Origin of the sequence: Nonomuraea monospora, from assembly GCF_039531895.1 — a bacterium.
GTDB classification, from domain to species: domain Bacteria; phylum Actinomycetota; class Actinomycetes; order Streptosporangiales; family Streptosporangiaceae; genus Nonomuraea; species Nonomuraea monospora.
Genome location: NZ_BAAAQX010000007.1, coordinates 16,723 through 34,031, shown reverse-complemented (window position 1 = coordinate 34,031; position 17,309 = coordinate 16,723). Strand labels below are relative to the sequence as shown.

Sequence of the window (17,309 nt, the reverse complement as noted above, 5' to 3'; positions counted from 1 at the left end):
CCTACGGCCGGACCAGGAACACGTTCCCCAGCGACCGCTGCCCCGTCGCGTCCGACGGCCGGTTCACGATCCCGCCGCCCGACGTCACCATGACGCTCGACCCGCCCCCGTCGAGGTTCATCGCCTCCCGGGCCCCGAGCAGCTTCATCAGCTCGGCCGTCTGCGCCACCCCGAGCCCCTCGCTGTACCCGTCCTGCCGGCCGTCCACGACCACCAGCATCAGCCGGCCCCGCTCGTCCATCCCGATCATCGAGCGGGGGTTGGCCCGGACGGTCCAGTTGTAGGTGAACGTCTGGTCGGTGCCCTCCCGGATCACGCCGTCGCCGGACGCGTTGACCGACACCCGGCCGTCCCGGACGAGGGAGGGCCCGACCTGGAGGATCGTGGTGTCGGGGGTGAGCGCGACCCGGCGGCCCCTGCCGTCCTCGACGCGTTCGCTCACCTTGAGCCGGTCGCCGGGCTCGGCGTGCTCCAGCAGCCAGGCCGCGCTGTCGCCGATGGCCTGGATCGTGGTCCCGCCGGCGGGCACCGCCGTCCCGCGTGAGGCGTTCACGGCGGTGACCGTGCCGCGCGCGTCCAGCACGACCTCGGCGCCCGCACCGGCGGGCGGCTTGCCCCATTCGGGGGTGAACAGCACCAGCTCGTCGGCGTCGGTGCACTTCAGGTCGTGCTGCGGCTTCTCCGTGGGCAGGTCGCCGCCGACGCCGCCGCAGTTGTAGATCTCGCCGGGCACCCGGTTGACGCCGTCGATCTCGACGGTGTCCCGGCCGGCCCGCAGGGTCACGTGGGCGGTGTACGTGTCCACGTCCACCGACCGGCCACCCCGGGTGATCTTGATTCCGGCGCGGCCCTGGGTGGCGGAGCCGATCAGCTTGCCGTCCTTGACGTACATGCCGCCCGGCGCGCTGTTGTAGAACCACTGCGCGTTGACGCCCGCCACCGCGCCCGCCGCGGCGGCCAGGTCCGTCAGCTTCTCCGTGCCGTTCAGCGCGGCCCCGAAGTCGGTGCCGACCGTGCCGCCGAACTGCCGGAAGTCCACCCGGAGCACGTGCACCTGCTGCGGCGCCCCCGGGTCGGTTCCGTCCTGGGCGGTGTAGCGGGTGCCGCCCGCGAAGCCGGCCGCCCTGATCGCGGACAGGGCGGTGGCCGCCTCGGCGCTGCCGGCGTACTGGCCGATCCGCACCGTCCAGCCGAGCGGGCCGGCAGGGCGGTCGGCGAACGCGGGCGTGACGACCTCCTCCACGCGCGGCTCGAACCCCTTCTCGCGCAGGGCGCCCGCCACCCGGTCGGCGATCTCCCTGGCGCCCAGCGCGGTGGCGGCAGTGTTGAGCGGCCCGTCGATCGCGCCCGGCAGGTACACGTGGACGGTCCAGTAGTCGCCGGCGTCCTTGGCGCCGAGCGACATCGAGGTCAGCGTCACGCCGGGCGCCACCGTCGAGGTCACCGGCGGCGCGCTCAGCGGCAGCCGCCCGCCGAAGAAGGAGTCCCGCGGCGTGGCCGCCGCTGCGGCGGGAGCGGCGCTCGCGGCCAGCAGGGTCACTGCCGCCGCGACGGCGGAGAGGGTGTTGCGGTGCATGTACGTCCTTGGATCCCGTGCGAACTTGCTCTGCCAGGGCAGTCAAGGGCCCGCTGGTGAACGGCGGGCGCCGGCCGTGGAGCACCCAGGTGAACAGCGTCGAAGATCGGCGCGCGGCACGGGTCAAGGGCTCCCCGGCCGGACCGACGCCGGATCCGAGCGGACCGGCGGCCGTCGGTCAGACGGCCGCACCTGCCCGGACCCGGGGTTCGCTCACGTTCTCGGTCAGGTCGCGGCGGCGGGTCTCCGGGGCGAGCAGGGCGGCGACGGCGGTGGCCGCCGCGCAGACCACCAGCAGGAGGGCGATCGGCCAGGACGCGCCGCCGGCGCCCGCCACCAGGGCGGTCGCCACGAGCGGGGCGGGCCCGCTGGTCAGCGCCGCCGTCCACTCACGGGCGATGGCGACGCCGCTGTAGCGGTAGCGGGTGTCGAACAGCTCGGTGAGCAGCGACGCCAGCACGGCGAACATCCCGGAGACGCACACGCCGTACCCGACCGTGACCGCGAGGATCACCAGCGCGGGGTGGCCGGTGTCGACCATCCGGAACATCGGGAAGGCGAAGGCGCCCAGGAAGAGCGCGCAGCCGAGGAAGACGGGACGGCGGCCGACGCGGTCGGACAGCAGCCCGAACAGCGGCGTGACCGCGATCGCCACCGCCGAGGCGAGCAGCTTGGCCGACAACCCCACCGCGGGCGGCAGGCCGAGCGTCCTGGTCACGTAGGAGAGCACGAAGACGTTGAGCAGGTAGGCGATCGCCCCGAAGGGGGCGTTGGCCGCGAGGGCGATCAGCAGGATCCGCGGCTGCCGCCTGGCGACCTCCAGCGCGGGGAAACGGCTCAGGCCGCGCGCACGCTCACGTTCGAACAGCTCCGACTCCCGCACCTGGAACCTGAGGAACAGCCCCACGCCCACACCCACGATGCTGAGCAGGAACGGCACCCGCCACCCCCAGGTCTCGAACGACGGCAGCGCCGTGACCGCGGTGAAGACCAGCGTGGCGGTCAGGATGCCGAGCTGCACGCCTGCGCCGGGAAGCGAGGCCCACAGGCCGCGCCGGCGGGGGTCGCTGGACTCGGCCACCATGACCAGGGCGCCGGCGTACTCCGCTCCCGCGCCGAACCCCTGGGCCAGCCGGAGCAGCGTCAGCAGGACGGGCGCCGCGACGCCGGCCTGCTCGTAGGTGGGCAGCAGCCCGATGCCGACCGTGGACAGCCCCATCAGCAGCAGCGTCATGACCAGCATGGGCTTGCGCCCGACCCGGTCACCGAAATGGGCGAACACGACACCGCCGATGGGGCGGGCCAGGAACCCGACCGCGAAGGCGGCGAACGCGCCGAGGGCTCCCGCGACGGGCATGCCGGCCGGGAAGAACTGCTTGTCGAAGACGATGGCCGCGCCCAGGCCGAAGAGGGCGTGGTCGTAGAACTCGAGCGCGGTGCCGATGACCGCGGCTTTCGTCAGAGGTCTCCTCGTCACTTCCTGTGTCACTTCTGTCTCCTGTCGTCAGGGCCCGCCAGGCCGCTGTCACTCGGCGGCCTGGCGGATGAGGTCGGCGACCGCGGCGGGCTGGGAGATGTGGACGGCGTGGCTGCCGATGACCTCGACGGTCGTCGCGCCGGCGCGCTCGGCCATCAGGTGCTGGGCAGGCGTGGGGATCATCCGGTCCTCGGTCGCCACGAGGTACCAGCTCGGCCTGTGCCGCCAGGCCGGTTCGGTGACCCGCCCGCCGAGCGCCGCCACCCCGAAGGGGACCTGGGAGTCGGCCATGAACGCGGCCATCCGGTCGGGCAGGTCGGCGGCGTAGGAGGTGGCGAACCTGTCGCGGTCGAGGAACAGGAAGCCCTCCACGGGAGGGCGGACGGGCGGCGCCGGCGGGGTGATGAGCGTGCGGGCCGACTCGCCCCGGTCGGGGGCGAACGCGGCGACGTACGCCAGGGACGCGACGTTGGGGTGGGTGCCCGCCTCGGTGATGACGACCCCGCCGTAGGAGTGGCCGATCAGGACGGCCGGGCCGTCGAGGCCGTCCAGGGCCCGGCGGGTCACCGCGACGTCGTCGCGCAGCGACCGCGTCGGGAGCTGCACGATGTGGACGCGGAGGCCGTCCCTGGTCAGCTCGTCGTGGACGGCCCTCCAGCCGGATCCGTCCACGAAGCCACCGGCTACGAGCACGATGTCGCCGATGGTGGTCACTGGCCGCTCCTGGGGTTGGACGGGGGCACAGGCCCTGCGCCTGTCCCGGTGCCTCCCATCGAAGTGGCGCGCCCGCCGCAGCACCACGCAGAACAGGACGCAGAACACGGCACGGAACGGGCGCGGAACGGGCGCGGACGCGGCGCGGACGCGGCGCGGAACGGGGCGGATCGGGGGCACGGAGCAGGCGACGGCGCCGTCAGCGTGCGGTGCCGTCAGCGTGCGGCGCTGTCAGCGTGCGGTGCCGTCAGGGGGCTGCGTCGTCAGGGGCGGAGGCGTCAGGGGTGGCGTCGGCCAGGGCGCGGCAGCAACGGCTCGCCTCGGCGTCTCCGATGGCCTCGTACACCTCCGCCGCCCGCGCGTAGGCGGCGCGGCTCTCACCGCCCCGGCCCTCGTCGCCCAGCGACGCGGCCAGCGTCTCCAGGGCGCGCGCCTGCGGGGCGGGCATCTGGGCCCGCTCCATGAGACCGATCGCCTCGCTGAGCGTGCTGATCGCCTCGGCCCGCCGCCCGAGAAGCCCCAGGCACTCCCCGACACGGGCCAGCGCGATCGGCCGGATGAACGCCGTGGCGCTAGGCGTCATCCCCGATTGGCCGTCGTCGAGCAACTGGAGCAGCCCCAGGTACTGCTCCAGCGCCTCGGCGTGGCGGCCGGCGTCGCGCAGGCAGGTGCCGAGGGCGCCGAGGCACTGGCAGTAGGTGTCGATGTCACCGCGGGCCTTGAACGTCTCCGCCGCCCGCGTCTCGGCCGCGATGGCCTCGTCGAGCCGCCCGAGCCGCCGTAACGCGCCCCCGGCGTTGTGCTGGGTCAGGGCGATCTGCTCGGTGTCGCCGCCGCGGACGGCCAGCTCCATCGCCTGGTCCGTGTGGCGCAGCGCCGTCTCCGGGTCGTCCCGCGGCACCAGGTGGACCCAGGCCAGCAGGTTGTGCTGCGCCGCCTGCCTGACCGGGTCGCCCAGGGCGGCGGCGGCCCCGGCGCCGAGGGTGAAGACCTCGTACCAGTGCGGCGCGTGCATCCACCGGTCGGAGAAGCAGTTCATCGACTCGGCGCAGTCGAGGACCTCGGTGTGCCGGCCGAGTTCCGCCAGCCGGCGTAACGCGCCCAGCCAGTTGTCCACGTTCACGCGCAGCCAGTGCGCGGCCTCGTCCGGCGTGGACAGGCCTGCGGGGCAGGGGTCGGGACGGCCGTGCGCGGGCTCGAACCACCGCCCGGCGAGGGTGGCCATCCGCACCAGCCACGACGTCATCGTCAGCGTGATCGCCTCGCGCCCGGCCGCGCTCTCCTCCTCCTTGAGCCGGTCGCGGGCGAACAGCCGGACCAGGTCGTGGAAGCGGTAGCGCCCCGCCGTGGCGTCCTGCAGCAGGCCGAGGTCGACGAGCTCGTCGAGGGCGTCCCACGCGCCTTCGGTCGAGGTGCCGTCCAGCACGGCGGCGAGCGCGGCGTCGAAGCCGCGCCCCGGCACCAGGGCGAGCCGGCGGAAGAGCCGCCGCGTGGGGGCGGCGAGCTGCTCGTACGACAGCCCGAACGCCGTCGCGATCCTGAGGTCGCCCGCGCTCAGCTGGTCGAGGCGGCGCTCCTCGTTCGCCAGCCGGGCGGCGAGGTCGGCGGCGTTCCAGCCGGGGCGGCTGACCAGCCGGTTCCCGGCGATCCTGAGCGCGAGGGGCAGCCCGCCGCACAGTTGCGCGAGCTGCCAGACGGCCGAGCCCTCGTCGCAGTCGCCGCGGTCCTTGAGTATCGCGGTCAGCAGCTCGCTCGCCTCCAGCAGGGGCAGGGGCCCGAGGCTGAGCCTGCGCACCCCTTCCAGACCGGCCAGCAGGCGGCGGCTGGTCACCAGGGCCTTGCCCAGGCCGCCGCCCGGCAGCAGCGGCCTGACCTGCTCCTCGGAGGCGGCGTTGTCGAGCACGACGAGGACACGCCGGTCGCGCAGCAGGGACCGGTACAGGGAGGCGCGCCCGGCCAGGTCGCCAGGGATCTGCTGGTCGGTGCTGCCGAGTGCGCGCAGCAGGGCGGCCAGCGCCTCCTCGACGGGCAGGGGCTGGGGAGACATGCCGAACAGGTCGAGGAAGAACACCCCGCCGGGGAAGCCCGGCCGCAGGGCGTGCGCGGCGCGGATGGCCAGCGTGGTCTTGCCCAGCCCGGCGGAGCCGGTGACGAGCCCCACGCCCGCGGCGCCGAACGCGTCGCCCGCGCGCACCAGCTCGTCGATCCAGGCCAGCTCGGCGGTGCGGCCGGTGAAGTCGTCGACGGTGCGGGGCAGCTCGCACAGCCCGGTCGGGCGGCTCCAGTGGTCGCGCAGGCGGCCTTCGCGGGCCAGCTCGACGAGCTGCCGGCGGTCGGCGCCGGCCAGGCCGAGCGCGTCGGCCACCGCGACGACGGTGCGGTGCTGCGGGCCCTTGCTGCGGCCGCGCTCCATGTCGGACAGCGTCCGGTCGCTCACGCCCGAGGCCTCGGCGAGCTGCTCCAGCGTCAGGCGTGCCGCGCGGCGGTGGCGCCGCAGCACCTGCCCGAAGCTGGGGGTCGCGTTGATCGGTGCTCCTTCGCCGCGATCCGATGGAGATCACCCGAAGCTTACGGGGAAGGCCCCGTCCTGCCCAAGAGCGCCGGACGTCCGGCAGTGCCGAGTGCCCGCGCCAGGAAGCGCCCGGCCTGGTCGATCGCCGCCTGGGCGGCGTGGGTGCCGCGCAGCGCGTTGAGCGTGAGGAACCCGTGGATGACGCCCTGGTAACGCACCGCCGTCACGGGCACGCCCGCCTCGCGCAGCTTGGCGGCGTAGGCCTCGCCCTCGTCGCGCAGCACGTCGGCCTCGGCGAGGACGACCAGGGCCGGCGGCAGCCCGGCGAGTCGGCCCACCGGGGCCCGCGACGGCGAGACGGTGATCTCGGCGCGCAGTTCGGGACGCGTGAGGTACTGCTCCCAGCACCAGCGCATGCCGTCGGCGCGCAGGCAGTAGCCCTCGGCGAACTCGCGGTAGGAGCCGGTGTCGCAGAACGCGTCCGTGGCCGGGCACAGCAGCACCTGCGCGGCCAGCCGCTCGCGGGCGGTCAGGGCGAGCGCGGCGGCCAGGTTGCCGCCGGCCACCGCGATCCTCGTGGCGTCCAGGCCGTGGGCGCCGCCGTGCGCGGCGATCCAGTCCAGCGCCGCCTCCCCTTCGCCGAGCGCCAGAGGGTAGCGGGCCTCGGGCGACAGGCCGTAGTCGAGGAACACCGTCGCCGCCCCTGACTCGCGGGCCAGCTCGCGGGCCAGCCGCCCGTGGGCGTGCTCACCGCCGAAGACCCAGTCGTCGTGCAGGTAGAGCACCACCGGCAGGGGACCTGCGGCGGGCTCGGGACGGAAGACGATGAGCCTGGTGCCCTCGACCGGCCGCCGGCTGACGCCCGGTACGCGGATGTCCGGGCGCTGGACCTCGGCCAGGGCCCGGCGGCCCGCTTCGAGCGGCAGGTCACGCAGGTACGGAGGGCGGGCGGTGGCATCGGCGAAGGCCCGGGCGGCCGGCTCCAGGACGGGTTTGCTCATTGACGGCTCCAAGAGCTGGTGCGATGCGTCCGCCGATGCTAGGAGAAGTCAAGAGGCCAGTCATTCGTAGCATGACGTACTTATGCGACAATTCGATCATGGGGGCTCCGACGGGAGATATCACACTCTTCGGGCGCGAGCCGGAGATCGCGACACTGGACGGGTTCCTGGACCGCGTGCGCGAGCGCGGCGAGGCCCTGCTCGTACGCGGAGCACCGGGCATCGGCAAGTCGGCCCTGCTGTCCTTCGCCGTCGAGCGCGCCGAGGCCAGGAACCTGCTGGTGTCCACCGCCTCCGGGGTACAGAGCGAGACGCATCTGCCCTTCGCCGGGCTGCACCAGTTGCTGCGGCCCATGCTCGCCGCCGCCGGCAGGCTGCCCGGCCGCCAGCGCGAGGCCCTGCTCGGCGCCTTCGGCATGGCAGGGACCGGCGACCCCGAGCCGTTCCTGGTCGCGCTGGCCGTGCTCAACCTGCTCGGCGACGCGGCGGCGCACCGGCCCCTGCTGATCGCGGTGGACGACGTGCAGTGGCTGGACGCGCCCACCACCGAGGTGCTGGGGTTCGTGGCCAGGCGCCTGCGATCGGACCCGATCGTGCTGCTGATGGCCCTGCGCGACGGCCACCCCACCAGCCTGGACGCCAGCGACGTCCCCGAGCTGCGGCTGAACGGCCTGGAGCCCGCCGCCGCCGAGGCGCTGCTGGACGCCGGCAGCTCCGGGCTCAGCGTCGGCCTGCGCTGGCGCGTGCTCAGCGAGGCGGCGGGCAACCCGCTCGCCCTGGTCGAGCTGCCGCTCGCGCTGGACGCCGGGACGGTCACGGACGAGACGGGCTTCCTGCCGCTCACCGCGCGCCTGGAGCGCGCCTTCGCCGTACGGCTGGCCGAGCTGCCGCCGCACACCAGAGGGCTGCTGCTGGTGGCCGCCGCCAACGACGGCCACGACCTGGCCGACGCCCTGGCCGGCGGCGCGACGGTGACGGGCGCCGACCTGACCGCCGAGGCGCTGGTCCCCGCCCTGGACGCGGGCCTGGTCGAGCTGCACGACCAGACGCTGCGCTTCCGTCACCCGCTGGTGCGCTCGGCGATCTACCACAAGGCAGGCGGCACCGACCGGCTGGCCGCCCACGCCGCGCTGGCCCAGGTGCACGCCCGCGACCCGGACCGCAGAGCCTGGCACCGCGCCGCGGCGATCGCCCATCGGGACGAGTCCGTCGCCGCCGAGCTGGAAGAGGTGGCCGTGCGGGCCAGGCAGCGCGGCGCGATCACGGTGGCGGTGACCGCCCTGCGCCGGGCGGCGGAGGTCAGCGAGGAGCCGGCTGCCGGGGCTCATCGTCTGCTGACCGCGGCCGAGCTTGCCTTCGAGCTGGGCCGCGGCGACCAGGCCGCGGAGCTGCTCGCGCTGGCCCAGCCGTCCGTCCTCGGCGATCTGCCGCATGCCAGGGGCGTCTGGCTGAGCGAGGTGCTCGGCGAGGGACGCAACGACGGCCCCGCGCGGATCCGCCGCCTGGTCACCATGGCCGAGGCGGCGCAGGCGGCGGGCGATCGCGAGCTGGCGCTCAACTTCGTCCGCGCGGCGGCCATCCGCTGCTGGTGGAGCGACCCCGGCTGGGAGCAGCGCAGCCGCGTCATCGCGCTGGCCGGACGGCTCGCGGCCGGCGACGACGACCCGGAGCTGCTGGTCACCATGGCCACGGCAGGGGCGGTGGAACACGGCGCGGAGGTCATCGAACGGCTGGCCAAGGTGGGCGGCGCCCGGCTGGACGCGGACGTGACCAGGCTGCTGGGCGTCGCGGCGAGCACGGTAGGCGCGTTCGACCTCGTCGGCGGCTTCCTGGAGAGCTCGATCGCCGACCTGCGCACCCAGGGCAGGCTGGGCCTGCTCACGCGGGCGCTGAGCACGCAGGTGTGGCGGCAGGTCTTCTGCGGCGACTGGGCAGGGGCGCTGCTGGTCGCCGAGGAGGCCGAGCGGCTGGCCCGCGAGACCGCGCAGCCGCGCCGGCAGGCCTCCGCCCTGGGGATGCTGGCACTGCTGGCCGGGCTGCGCGGCGAGGAGGAGCGCGGCCTGGCGCTGGCCGCCGAGGGCGAACGGGTGCTCGGCACCGTCGACATCAGCTCGGTCGTGGCGCTGATCGAGCACGCCAGAGGCGTGATCGCGCTGTGCGCCGGACGCTACGACGACGCGTTCGGGCACCTGTGGCGGCTGTTCGAGCCGGGCGACGCCGCCCACCACCCGATCTGGCAGCAGTGGGTGATCAGCGAGCTGGCCGAGGCCGCCGTCGCCGCGGGCCGGACGGAGCAGGCCAGGCGGGCGGTCGCCGAGCTGGAACAGGTGGCCGCCAGGACCCCGGCCCCGCTGCTGCACGTGGGGCTCCGGCACGCCCGCGCGTCGCTGGCCGACGACGCCGACGCCGAGGCGCTCTACCAGGACGCGCTGGGCGCCGACCTGTCGCACTGGCCCATGGCCAGGGCGCGCCTGCTGCTCGGCCACGGCATGTGGCTGCGCCGCCGCCGGCGGATCCAGGAGGCACGGGTGCCGTTGCGCGCCGCCCGCGACGCCTTCGACGTGCTCGGGCTGCTGGCCTGGGGCGAGAAGGCCCGCCAGGAGCTGCGGGCCGCGGGCGAGGCCAGCGACCGCCGCGTCGCGCCCGCCGCCGAACAGCTCACCTCACAGGAGCTGCACATCGCCCGGCTGGCCGCCGCCGGGCTGTCCAACCGCGAGATCGCCCAGCAGCTCTACCTGTCGCACCGCACCGTCAGCACCCACCTGTACCGGGCCTTCCCCAAGCTGGGCATCACCGCCCGCGGGCAACTGCGCGACGCCCTGGGAAATACGTCACGCGACTGATACCCCGCTCCGTCATGTGCGCCGTACCGTCGCCGCGTGCCGTCGTCGACGTCCCGAGGAGAACGATCACATGCACATCATCGGACGCGCCAGGGAGCTGGGTGAGCTGCGGCGAGTGATCGACCGCGCCCCGGGGGCCGCGCCCAACGTGGTGCTGCACGGCGATCCGGGGGTGGGCAAGTCGGTGCTGTTGCAGGCCGGTGTGGCCTACGCCCGTGAGCGGGGGATGCGGGTGGTGGGCGGCAGCGGTTTCGAGAGCGAGGCGCAGCTCGCGTTCGCCGGGTTGCACCAGCTCTTCGCGCCGGTGATGGAGTACCTGGACCGGGTGGAGCCGTTCCACCGCGACGTGCTGCGCCGCGTGCTGGGCCTGGGGGACGGGCCCGCGCCCGATCGGCTGGCGATCTCGGTGGCCTCCCTGGCGGTGCTGGCGGCGGTGGCCGAGGACGGGCCGGTGCTGATCGCGGTGGAGGACGCGCACTGGGTGGACCACCCCACGCGGGAGGTGATGATGTTCATCCTGCTGCGGTTGCGGCCCTACGACCTGCGGGCGATCTTCGCCCGCCGGCCGCTGACCGCGACCGAGCGGGTCACCCCGGGCATCAACATGATCGAGGTGGGGCCGCTCGCCGACGACGCCGCCGGGCAGTTACTGGATCTGCTGCATCCCGGGCTGCCGCCGTCGGTGCGCGAACGGGTGCTGGCCGAGGCGGCGGGCAACCCGCTGGCGATCACCGAGTTGCCGCTGACGTCCGTGGGGGTGGAGCTGCTGCCCAGCGGGGCGTCGCTGCGCACCCGGCTGGAGACCGGGTTCGCCGGGCGGCTGCTGGAGCTGCCGCCGCGCATCCGCACGACGCTGCTGGTGACCGCGCTGGACGGGGACCGGCTGGAGCATCGCGCCGAGCTGTCGCCGTACGAGCTGCTGGAGGTTGAGCGGGCCGGGCTGGTGACGCGGGATTCGACGCCGTCGGGGCTGCGGTTCCGGCATCCGCTGGTCCGATCCGCGATCATCAAGACGGCCTCGCCGGAGGAGACCCGCCAGGCGCACGCCGTACTGGCCGAGCAGCACGCCGCCGACCCGGAGCTGCGGATGTGGCATCTGGCGGCGGCCACCGTGGAGCCGGAGGAGGGCGTGGCCGCCGAGATCGAGAAGGCCGCCCGCGCGGTCAGCCGGCGCGGCGGCAGCGGGCTGGCGGTCAAGGCGCTGCGACGCGCGGCCGACCTCACCCCGCACCCGGCCGCCCGAGCGGCCCGGCTGCAGCACGCCGCCGAGCTGGCCGGCGAGTCCGGGCAGCTCACCCTCGCCCAGGAACTGCTGGACCAGGCACGCCGCCACCTGGACGACCCCGCCAGGGCGCTGGCCGTGCGCGCGCAGATCCTGCTGCTGCGCGACGGCGACCTGGACGCCGCCCGCCGCCTGCTGCGCGGCAGCCCCGCAGCGGGCCCGCTGGTGCGGGTGCTGGCCGCCTCCTACGCCCAGGATCCCGCCGACTGGGCGGAGGTGAGCGACGTGGTGGCGGGCTGCGACGACGAGCACGTCCGCCTGCTGCACGACGTGTTCGCCGGTCAGGGGGCGGCGGCGCGGGTGCGCACCGCGCTGGACGCGCTGCCCGCCGACGCCCCGCCCGGCCGGGTGGCCGCGCTGTGCCGGGCGGCCACCTGGATGGATCTGCTGCCCGACTACCGCGACCGGATCCGCGCGCTGACCGAGGGGGAGGCGGGCCAGGGCGCGGTCACCCACGCGGCGGGCGGCTACTGGCTGGCCGCCCACGATCATTTCCTGGCCGGGCAGTGGGAGGCCGCCGAGACCGCCGCCAGCACCGGCCTGGACCTGTGCGTCCGCCACGACCTCGGGCTGCTGGCCCACGACCTGCGCTGCAGCCTCGGCTGGATCGCCGCCGCGCGAGGCGATGCCGACAGCGCCCGCGCCTACAGCAGGACCGTGGAGCAGTGGGCGGCGCCGCGCGGCAGCGGCCTGCACCTGTCCCTTGCCGCGCGCAACCTGGCGCTCGCCGCGATGGCGGAGGGCGACTACGAGACCGCCTACGCGCACTGGATCAGCATCAGCCCGCCCGGCGTCATCCCGGCGCATGTGGCGTTCGCGCCGTGGGCGGTCTTCGAGCTGGTCGAGTCGGCGATCCGGACCGGCCGGACCGCCGAGGCCCGCGCGCACGCCGCCGCCGCGACCCACCTGGCAGAACGGGCGCCCCGGCTGCGCCTGCACGTCATGGCCGCCCAGGCCCTGGTCGCGCCGGAGGAGGAGGCGGTGCCGCTGTTCAAGGCGGCGCTGGCGCTGCCCAGGACCGAACGCTGGCCCTTCGACCATGCCCGGGTCCGGCTCGCGCTGGGCGAGCTGCAACGCCGCCGGTTGCAGCCCGGCGAGGCGCGTCCCGAGCTGCGCCGCGCGGCCGATCTGTTCGCCGGGATCGGTGCGACCGCCTGGCAGCAGCGCGCCGAGCAGGAGCTGCGCGCCACCGGCGTGGCGGTCACCCGGCAGCCCGGCACCGCCGCACACGGCCTGACCGCTCAGCAGTTGGAGGTGGCCCGGCTGGCCGCCTCGGGGCTGAGCAACAAGGAGATCGGTGAGCGGCTGTTCCTGTCGTCGCGGACGGTCAGCGCCCACCTGTATCGGATCTTCCCCAAGCTCGGCATCACCTCCCGCGCCGCCTTACGCGACGCCCTCGCCCGCGCCGCCGTGGACGAGGCCAACTGACACGCCCAGGTCAGGGCGGGCACGTCGGGCTCGTCGGGCTCGTCGGGCTCGGGGGTGAGGACCAGGCCGGTGGATCGGCCCGCTCGCGGCGGCGGATCAGGTACTCGGCGGTCGCCAGCGCGGCGGCGCCGAGCAGCACCTCGCTGACGGTGGAGATCAGGCGGCTGGCCAGGGCCACCACCGCGGCGGCCGGAGCGGGCAGCACCACGGTCAGCGCCGCCGTGAGCACCGCCTCCCGCACGCCGATCCCGTCCGGGATGAACACGGCCGCGATGCCGACCGACGTGGCGAGCGTGAACGCGCCGACGCACAGCAGCAGCGAGCGGGACGGGGGCGCGCCCATCGCGACGGCCAGCGGCCACAGGTGCAGCCCCGTCACCACCCACGACGCGCTCTGCCAGGCGACCGCGAGCCGCACCCCCCGCACGGACGCGGCCTTGGCGGCGGCGGGGCGGCGCAGCAGCCGCAGCAGCAGCGCCGAGCCCTGGTTGACGAGCTGCGGGCGCACCAGCACCAGCACGATCAGCACGGCCGCCCCGCCCAGCCACGCCGCCCGCGCCCCCAGCAGTTGCACGCCCGCCAGCAGCCCGACCGTGAACCCGCTCAGCAGCACCAGGCTCATGACCAGCGCCGCCGTGGTCATCAACCTGCCGAAGGTGATGCCGTTGACCGAGGCGACCTTGGCGGTGGCGACCATGCCGGGCACCCGTCCAGGCAGGTACTTGGACAGGAAGCCGACGAAGAAGATCCGCACCACGCGCGGCCCGCTCACCGGGGGGCCGAGCTCCAGCAGCACCACCCGCCAGGCGAGGAACCCGAGCGACAGGCCCGCCGTGCTCGCCAGCAGCGAGCCGCTGAGCAGCAGCGCCATCTGGCCGGGGTCGCGCCGGGCGAACAGGACGCCGACCACGCTCCAGTCCAGCCGCGACATCGTCCACCCGATCGCGACGGCGACGGCGACGGCGAACGCGGCCACCAGCGCCCGCTTCACCGGTCGAGGCAGGCGGGGCAGGCGGGGCAGCCAGGGTGCGCGAGGCGGGCCGGCCGGTTTCACTCGTGCGCCCCGGCCGTCGGCGCCGCGGACCCGATCGGCTCCCCCCTGCGGCGGCCCAGCTCGTACGCCACCCGCAGCAGCCCCACACACGCACCGGAGAAGAAGGCCGCGTGGAAGCAGAGCTGCATCCACGCCACCCACACCGCGAAACGCACCCCCCGGTACCGGCGCGCGAACCCGAGGAACACGCGGTTCCTGTAGAGGAACACCGCGAGCGCCCCCGCGGGCAACGCCAGCAGCCACGGGCTGACCAGAGCGAGCGGCAGGCCGAGAAAGGTGAGCGCGGCGGAGGCGGAGGACAGCCGCGGCCCCTTGCGCCGCTTCTGCCGTCCTGTGCCGATCATGTCGAGCTGGAACCCGGCCCTGTCCCCGCCGCGCAGCCGCCGCGCCCGCATCATGATCACCGGCAGGGTGGTGGACCGCACGAAGCGCTCCGCCAGGCACCCCCAGAACCGGTCCTCGTCGTCGGCCCTGGTCACCACGGACGTGCTCACGACCCGCCGGTAGCGGGCCGGTACGCGGGTGCCGAACTCGAAGTCCTCGCCGTCGCGCAGCCGCTCGTCCAGGCCGCCCGCCTCCTCGAAGACGTGGCGCGGGATCAGCGTGCACGACAGGAACGTGGCCGTGGTGCGGCTGCGCTCGTAGTGCTCGCACAGCACCCGGTACCGCTCGACCGGGCCGTCGTCGTACAGCGGCTCGATGTCGTAGATGCCCTGCACCAGGCCGCAGTCCGGCGTCCGCCGGTACGCCTCGACCGCGTTGCGGATCGCGTCGGGGGCCAGCGCCGTGTCGGAGTCGACGAAGAACAGCAGCGGCGCCGTGCTGCGGGCCACCCCCAGGTTGCGGGCCCCCGCCGGGCCCTGGTTGCGCGGCGATTCGACGACCGTGCACGGGAAGCCCCGGGCCGTCTCCAGCGAGCCGTCCGTGCTGACGTCGTCGACGACGATCACCTCGGCCGGCCGGTACGTCTGCGCGTACACCGACTCCAGGCAGGCCCGCAGGGTCCTGCGCTTGTTGTAGTTGGGCACGATGACCGCGACGTCATCGCTCACCTCGTCAGCCATGGGACTTCCCTTCGTCGATCAGGACACCGACACGACCATGCGCTGGGCCCGATGGTCGGACAACCCTCGGGCGGACGGCAGGTCGTAGCGGTGCACGGTCACGTCGGGGCTGGTGTAGAGCCAGTCGATCCGCCACAGCTCGGCGGCGCCGGCCAGGTAGGTCGCCGGGTAGAGGGAGGACAGCGCGGGCGTCCCGTCGACCAGCCGGTCGGGGAGCAGGCGGCGCGCGCCCATCGCGGGGGAGGTGTTCAGGTCGCCGGCGAGCACGACGGGGTGCGGGTTGGCCGCGACGTCCGCGGCGATGGCCAGGAAGCTCGCCTCCCGCCGCAGGGTCTTGGCGCGGGCGGAGTCGCGGGCCTCGGCGTCCCACAGCCGCCATTCGAGCGGCGGCTGGGCGATCTGCGCGTCGTAGAAGGAGACGGTCGTGCCGTTGACGTCGAGGTCGGTGCGCAGCGTCTCGACCGTGTAGCCCTCCGGCCAGTCCCGCAGCGCCCCGGGGATCTCCCGCTGGTCGGGCGGCAGCCACGGGCGCAGGTCCAGGCCGCGCTGCGCGGTGATCGGGAAGCGGGACAGCGTGATCTGCTCGCCCGACACCGCGACGTGGTAGCCGGGGAACTCGCGGCGCAGCTCGGCCAGCTTGTCGATGCGCAACGCCAGGTCGGCGGTCCAGCGCTGGGCGCGCATGTCCCCCGCCTGCGTGTTGACGTACAGGTACTCCGTCAGCAGGTAGACGTCGGCGTCCAGCTCGTGCAGGTAGGCGTAGAAGCCGGGGGAGCGGCGGTCGCCGTCGGCGGTGCGCCAGTCCTGGTCCCAGAACTGGGTGTTCCAGGCGGCCACGGTGATGGCCGCGGGGCCGGCGGGCGGCGGGGCGTACCAGAGGGTGGCGTAGTTGATCCCGCTCCGGCCCGCGCCCAGCAGCGCGGTGACCACCAGCAGCGACATGACGCGCCAGCGGACCGGCCTGGCCAGCGGCGCCACGACCAGCAGCAGCGCGGGCACCACCAGGAACAGCAGCGGCGGGACCAGCTCGATCGGGGCCCACAACGCGGCCCGCCCGCTGGCCAGCAGGTGGCACAGCACGAACAGCAGCCACCCCGCCGACGCGGTCACCACCAGCTTGGTGCCCCAGCACCAGCGCCGGCGCGGGCGCACGAAACGCCTGACCCGCTCCGCCCACGATCGCCCCGCCCGCGGCGCGGCGGAGGCCACTTGCTGCTCGATCACGGCGCCGAACGTACCCGGCGGTCCTTGTCCGGTTCTTGTCGTACGGGCGCGACAAGAACCGGACAAGACACCGTGCCTACCGTGAACCGGACATGAGGTCCGACACGGCAGACGGAGCACACATGGCACACCCCCTCGTCTCGGTCATCATCCCCAGCTACAACCGGTCCGACGTGTTGCGACTCTGCCTGGACGCGGTGCGGGCACAGACCCACCCGAACGTCGAGGTCATCGTGGTGGACGACTGCGGCACCGAGGACGCGGCCCAGGTGGCCGCCTCCATGGGGGCCAAGGTGGTCCGCACCGGCGTCAACGGCGGCCCGACCCCCGCCCGCAACCTCGGCGCCGAGCATGCCACCGGCGAGATCCTGTTCTTCCTCGACGCCGACATCGCCCTCGAACCCGACGCCGTGGCGAACGCGGTGCGGCTCCTGGAGACCCATCCGCGGGTCGGCGCCCTCGGCGGTGTCCTGCTGCCCGAGTCGCTGGTCTCCCAGAGCCTGGCCGCCCAGTACCGCGCCGTGCAGATGCACCGCTGGTGGATGCCCGCCCACCGGCCGACGCTGGAGCTGCACGCGTCGGTGCTGGCCGTCCCCGCCAAGGTTTTCGCCGAGGTCGGCCCCTTCGACCCGCGGCTGCGCGAGACCGTCTCCTCCGACTACCGCGTCCGCGTGACGCGCTCGTACGAGGTGAAGCTGAGCGACGCGATCCGCGGGCGCAAGGACCACGACGCCACCGTGCCGACCATCCTGCGCAAGGTGTTCCGCCGCGCCCGCCTCAGCGCGCTGGACTGGCGCGAGGGGGAGACGCCGGGCGACTCCGTGCCGCGCGCGGTCGGCGGTGTCCTGCTGCTCGCCGCCGTCCCGGCCTTCGCCCTGTCGCGCGTGCTGGGCGGACGGCGGCGACGGGCCGCCGCGCTCGTCCCGCCCGCGCTGGTCGCCGCCGCCATGGCCCTGGACGCGGGCACCTACCGCTTCGCCTTCGACCGGCGCGGCCCCGCGTTCGGCCTGTACTTCTCCGGCGTGCACCTGGCCGTCACCTTCACCGGCGCGCTCGGCGGCGCGGTCGGCGTCACGCAGCGGCTCGCGCTCGCCCGCCTGGAGAAGCTCGCCCGGCTCGCGGCCCAGGACTGAA

Annotated in this window: 11 protein-coding genes; 3 read left to right on the top strand and 8 right to left on the bottom strand. The window is 74.7% G+C overall.

The genetic code is table 11. From position 1 onward, the window contains the following. Nucleotide 1: 1 nt before the first annotated feature. From ABD331_RS15505 to ABD331_RS15485, 5 genes are all read right to left on the bottom strand, one after another. Nucleotides 2-1,576 (bottom strand): phosphodiester glycosidase family protein, encoded by a 1,575-nt coding sequence (locus ABD331_RS15505; protein WP_344475086.1) that lies wholly within the window; start codon nt 1,574-1,576, stop codon nt 2-4. Between the two features lie 178 nt (nt 1,577-1,754). After that, nucleotides 1,755-3,053, bottom strand: a complete 1,299-nt coding sequence (locus ABD331_RS15500) for an MFS transporter (RefSeq protein WP_344475084.1) — start codon at nt 3,051-3,053, stop codon at nt 1,755-1,757. Nucleotides 3,054-3,101: 48 nt separating this feature from the next. After that, nucleotides 3,102-3,767, bottom strand: coding sequence for an alpha/beta fold hydrolase (locus ABD331_RS15495; RefSeq protein ID WP_344475082.1), 666 nt, complete (start codon nt 3,765-3,767; stop codon nt 3,102-3,104). Between the two features lie 247 nt (nt 3,768-4,014). Next, entirely contained in the window at nt 4,015-6,267 is a 2,253-nt protein-coding gene (locus tag ABD331_RS15490; RefSeq protein ID WP_344475080.1) for a helix-turn-helix domain-containing protein, read from the bottom strand. Between the two features lie 68 nt (nt 6,268-6,335). Then, nucleotides 6,336-7,280, bottom strand: a complete 945-nt coding sequence (locus ABD331_RS15485) for an alpha/beta hydrolase (protein ID WP_344475078.1) — start codon at nt 7,278-7,280, stop codon at nt 6,336-6,338. A 98-nt stretch (nt 7,281-7,378) separates the two neighbouring features. Here ABD331_RS15485 and ABD331_RS15480 point away from each other — a divergent pair, with 98 nt between their 5' ends. Both ABD331_RS15480 and ABD331_RS15475 read left to right on the top strand, forming a co-directional pair. Continuing rightward, nucleotides 7,379-10,123: an ATP-binding protein gene (locus ABD331_RS15480; protein WP_344475076.1), complete on the top strand. Its 2,745-nt coding sequence runs from the start codon at nt 7,379-7,381 to the stop codon at nt 10,121-10,123. 70 nt (nt 10,124-10,193) lie between these two features. Then, nucleotides 10,194-12,833: a helix-turn-helix transcriptional regulator gene (locus tag ABD331_RS15475; protein ID WP_344475074.1), complete on the top strand. Its 2,640-nt coding sequence runs from the start codon at nt 10,194-10,196 to the stop codon at nt 12,831-12,833. A gap of 10 nt (nt 12,834-12,843) precedes the next feature. On the opposite strand, the gene ABD331_RS15470 is transcribed toward ABD331_RS15475, so the two are convergent. From ABD331_RS15470 to ABD331_RS15460, 3 genes are read right to left on the bottom strand one after another with little or no spacing between them, the layout of a single operon-like run. Beyond that, nucleotides 12,844-13,824 carry a lysylphosphatidylglycerol synthase domain-containing protein gene (locus ABD331_RS15470; RefSeq protein WP_344475072.1) on the bottom strand — a complete coding sequence of 327 codons (981 nt, stop codon included), beginning with the start codon at nt 13,822-13,824 and terminating at the stop codon, nt 12,844-12,846. Nucleotides 13,825-13,883: 59 nt separating this feature from the next. Next, nucleotides 13,884-14,951 (bottom strand): glycosyltransferase family 2 protein, encoded by a 1,068-nt coding sequence (locus tag ABD331_RS15465; RefSeq protein ID WP_344475070.1) that lies wholly within the window; start codon nt 14,949-14,951, stop codon nt 13,884-13,886. Nucleotides 14,952-14,969: 18 nt separating this feature from the next. Further along, nucleotides 14,970-16,175, bottom strand: a complete 1,206-nt coding sequence (locus ABD331_RS15460; protein WP_344475068.1) for an endonuclease/exonuclease/phosphatase family protein — start codon at nt 16,173-16,175, stop codon at nt 14,970-14,972. Nucleotides 16,176-16,297: 122 nt separating this feature from the next. Between ABD331_RS15460 and ABD331_RS15455 the strand changes: the two genes are divergently transcribed. After that, nucleotides 16,298-17,308, top strand: a complete 1,011-nt coding sequence (locus ABD331_RS15455) for a glycosyltransferase family 2 protein (RefSeq protein WP_344475066.1) — start codon at nt 16,298-16,300, stop codon at nt 17,306-17,308. The last annotated feature ends 1 nt before the right edge of the window (nt 17,309 follow it).

Bases quoted from the DNA above. Each gene is read 5' to 3' on its own strand.
- ABD331_RS15485 (WP_344475078.1), bottom strand. From the start codon at position 7,280: ATGAGCAAACCCGTCCTGGAGCCGGCCGCCCGGGCCTTCGCCGATGCC.
- ABD331_RS15465 (WP_344475070.1), bottom strand. From the start codon at position 14,951: ATGGCTGACGAGGTGAGCGATGACGTCGCGGTCATCGTGCCCAACTAC.
- ABD331_RS15480 (WP_344475076.1), top strand. From the start codon at position 7,379: ATGGGGGCTCCGACGGGAGATATCACACTCTTCGGGCGCGAGCCGGAG.
- ABD331_RS15475 (WP_344475074.1), top strand. From the start codon at position 10,194: ATGCACATCATCGGACGCGCCAGGGAGCTGGGTGAGCTGCGGCGAGTG.
- ABD331_RS15505 (WP_344475086.1), bottom strand. From the start codon at position 1,576: ATGCACCGCAACACCCTCTCCGCCGTCGCGGCGGCAGTGACCCTGCTG.
- ABD331_RS15455 (WP_344475066.1), top strand. From the start codon at position 16,298: ATGGCACACCCCCTCGTCTCGGTCATCATCCCCAGCTACAACCGGTCC.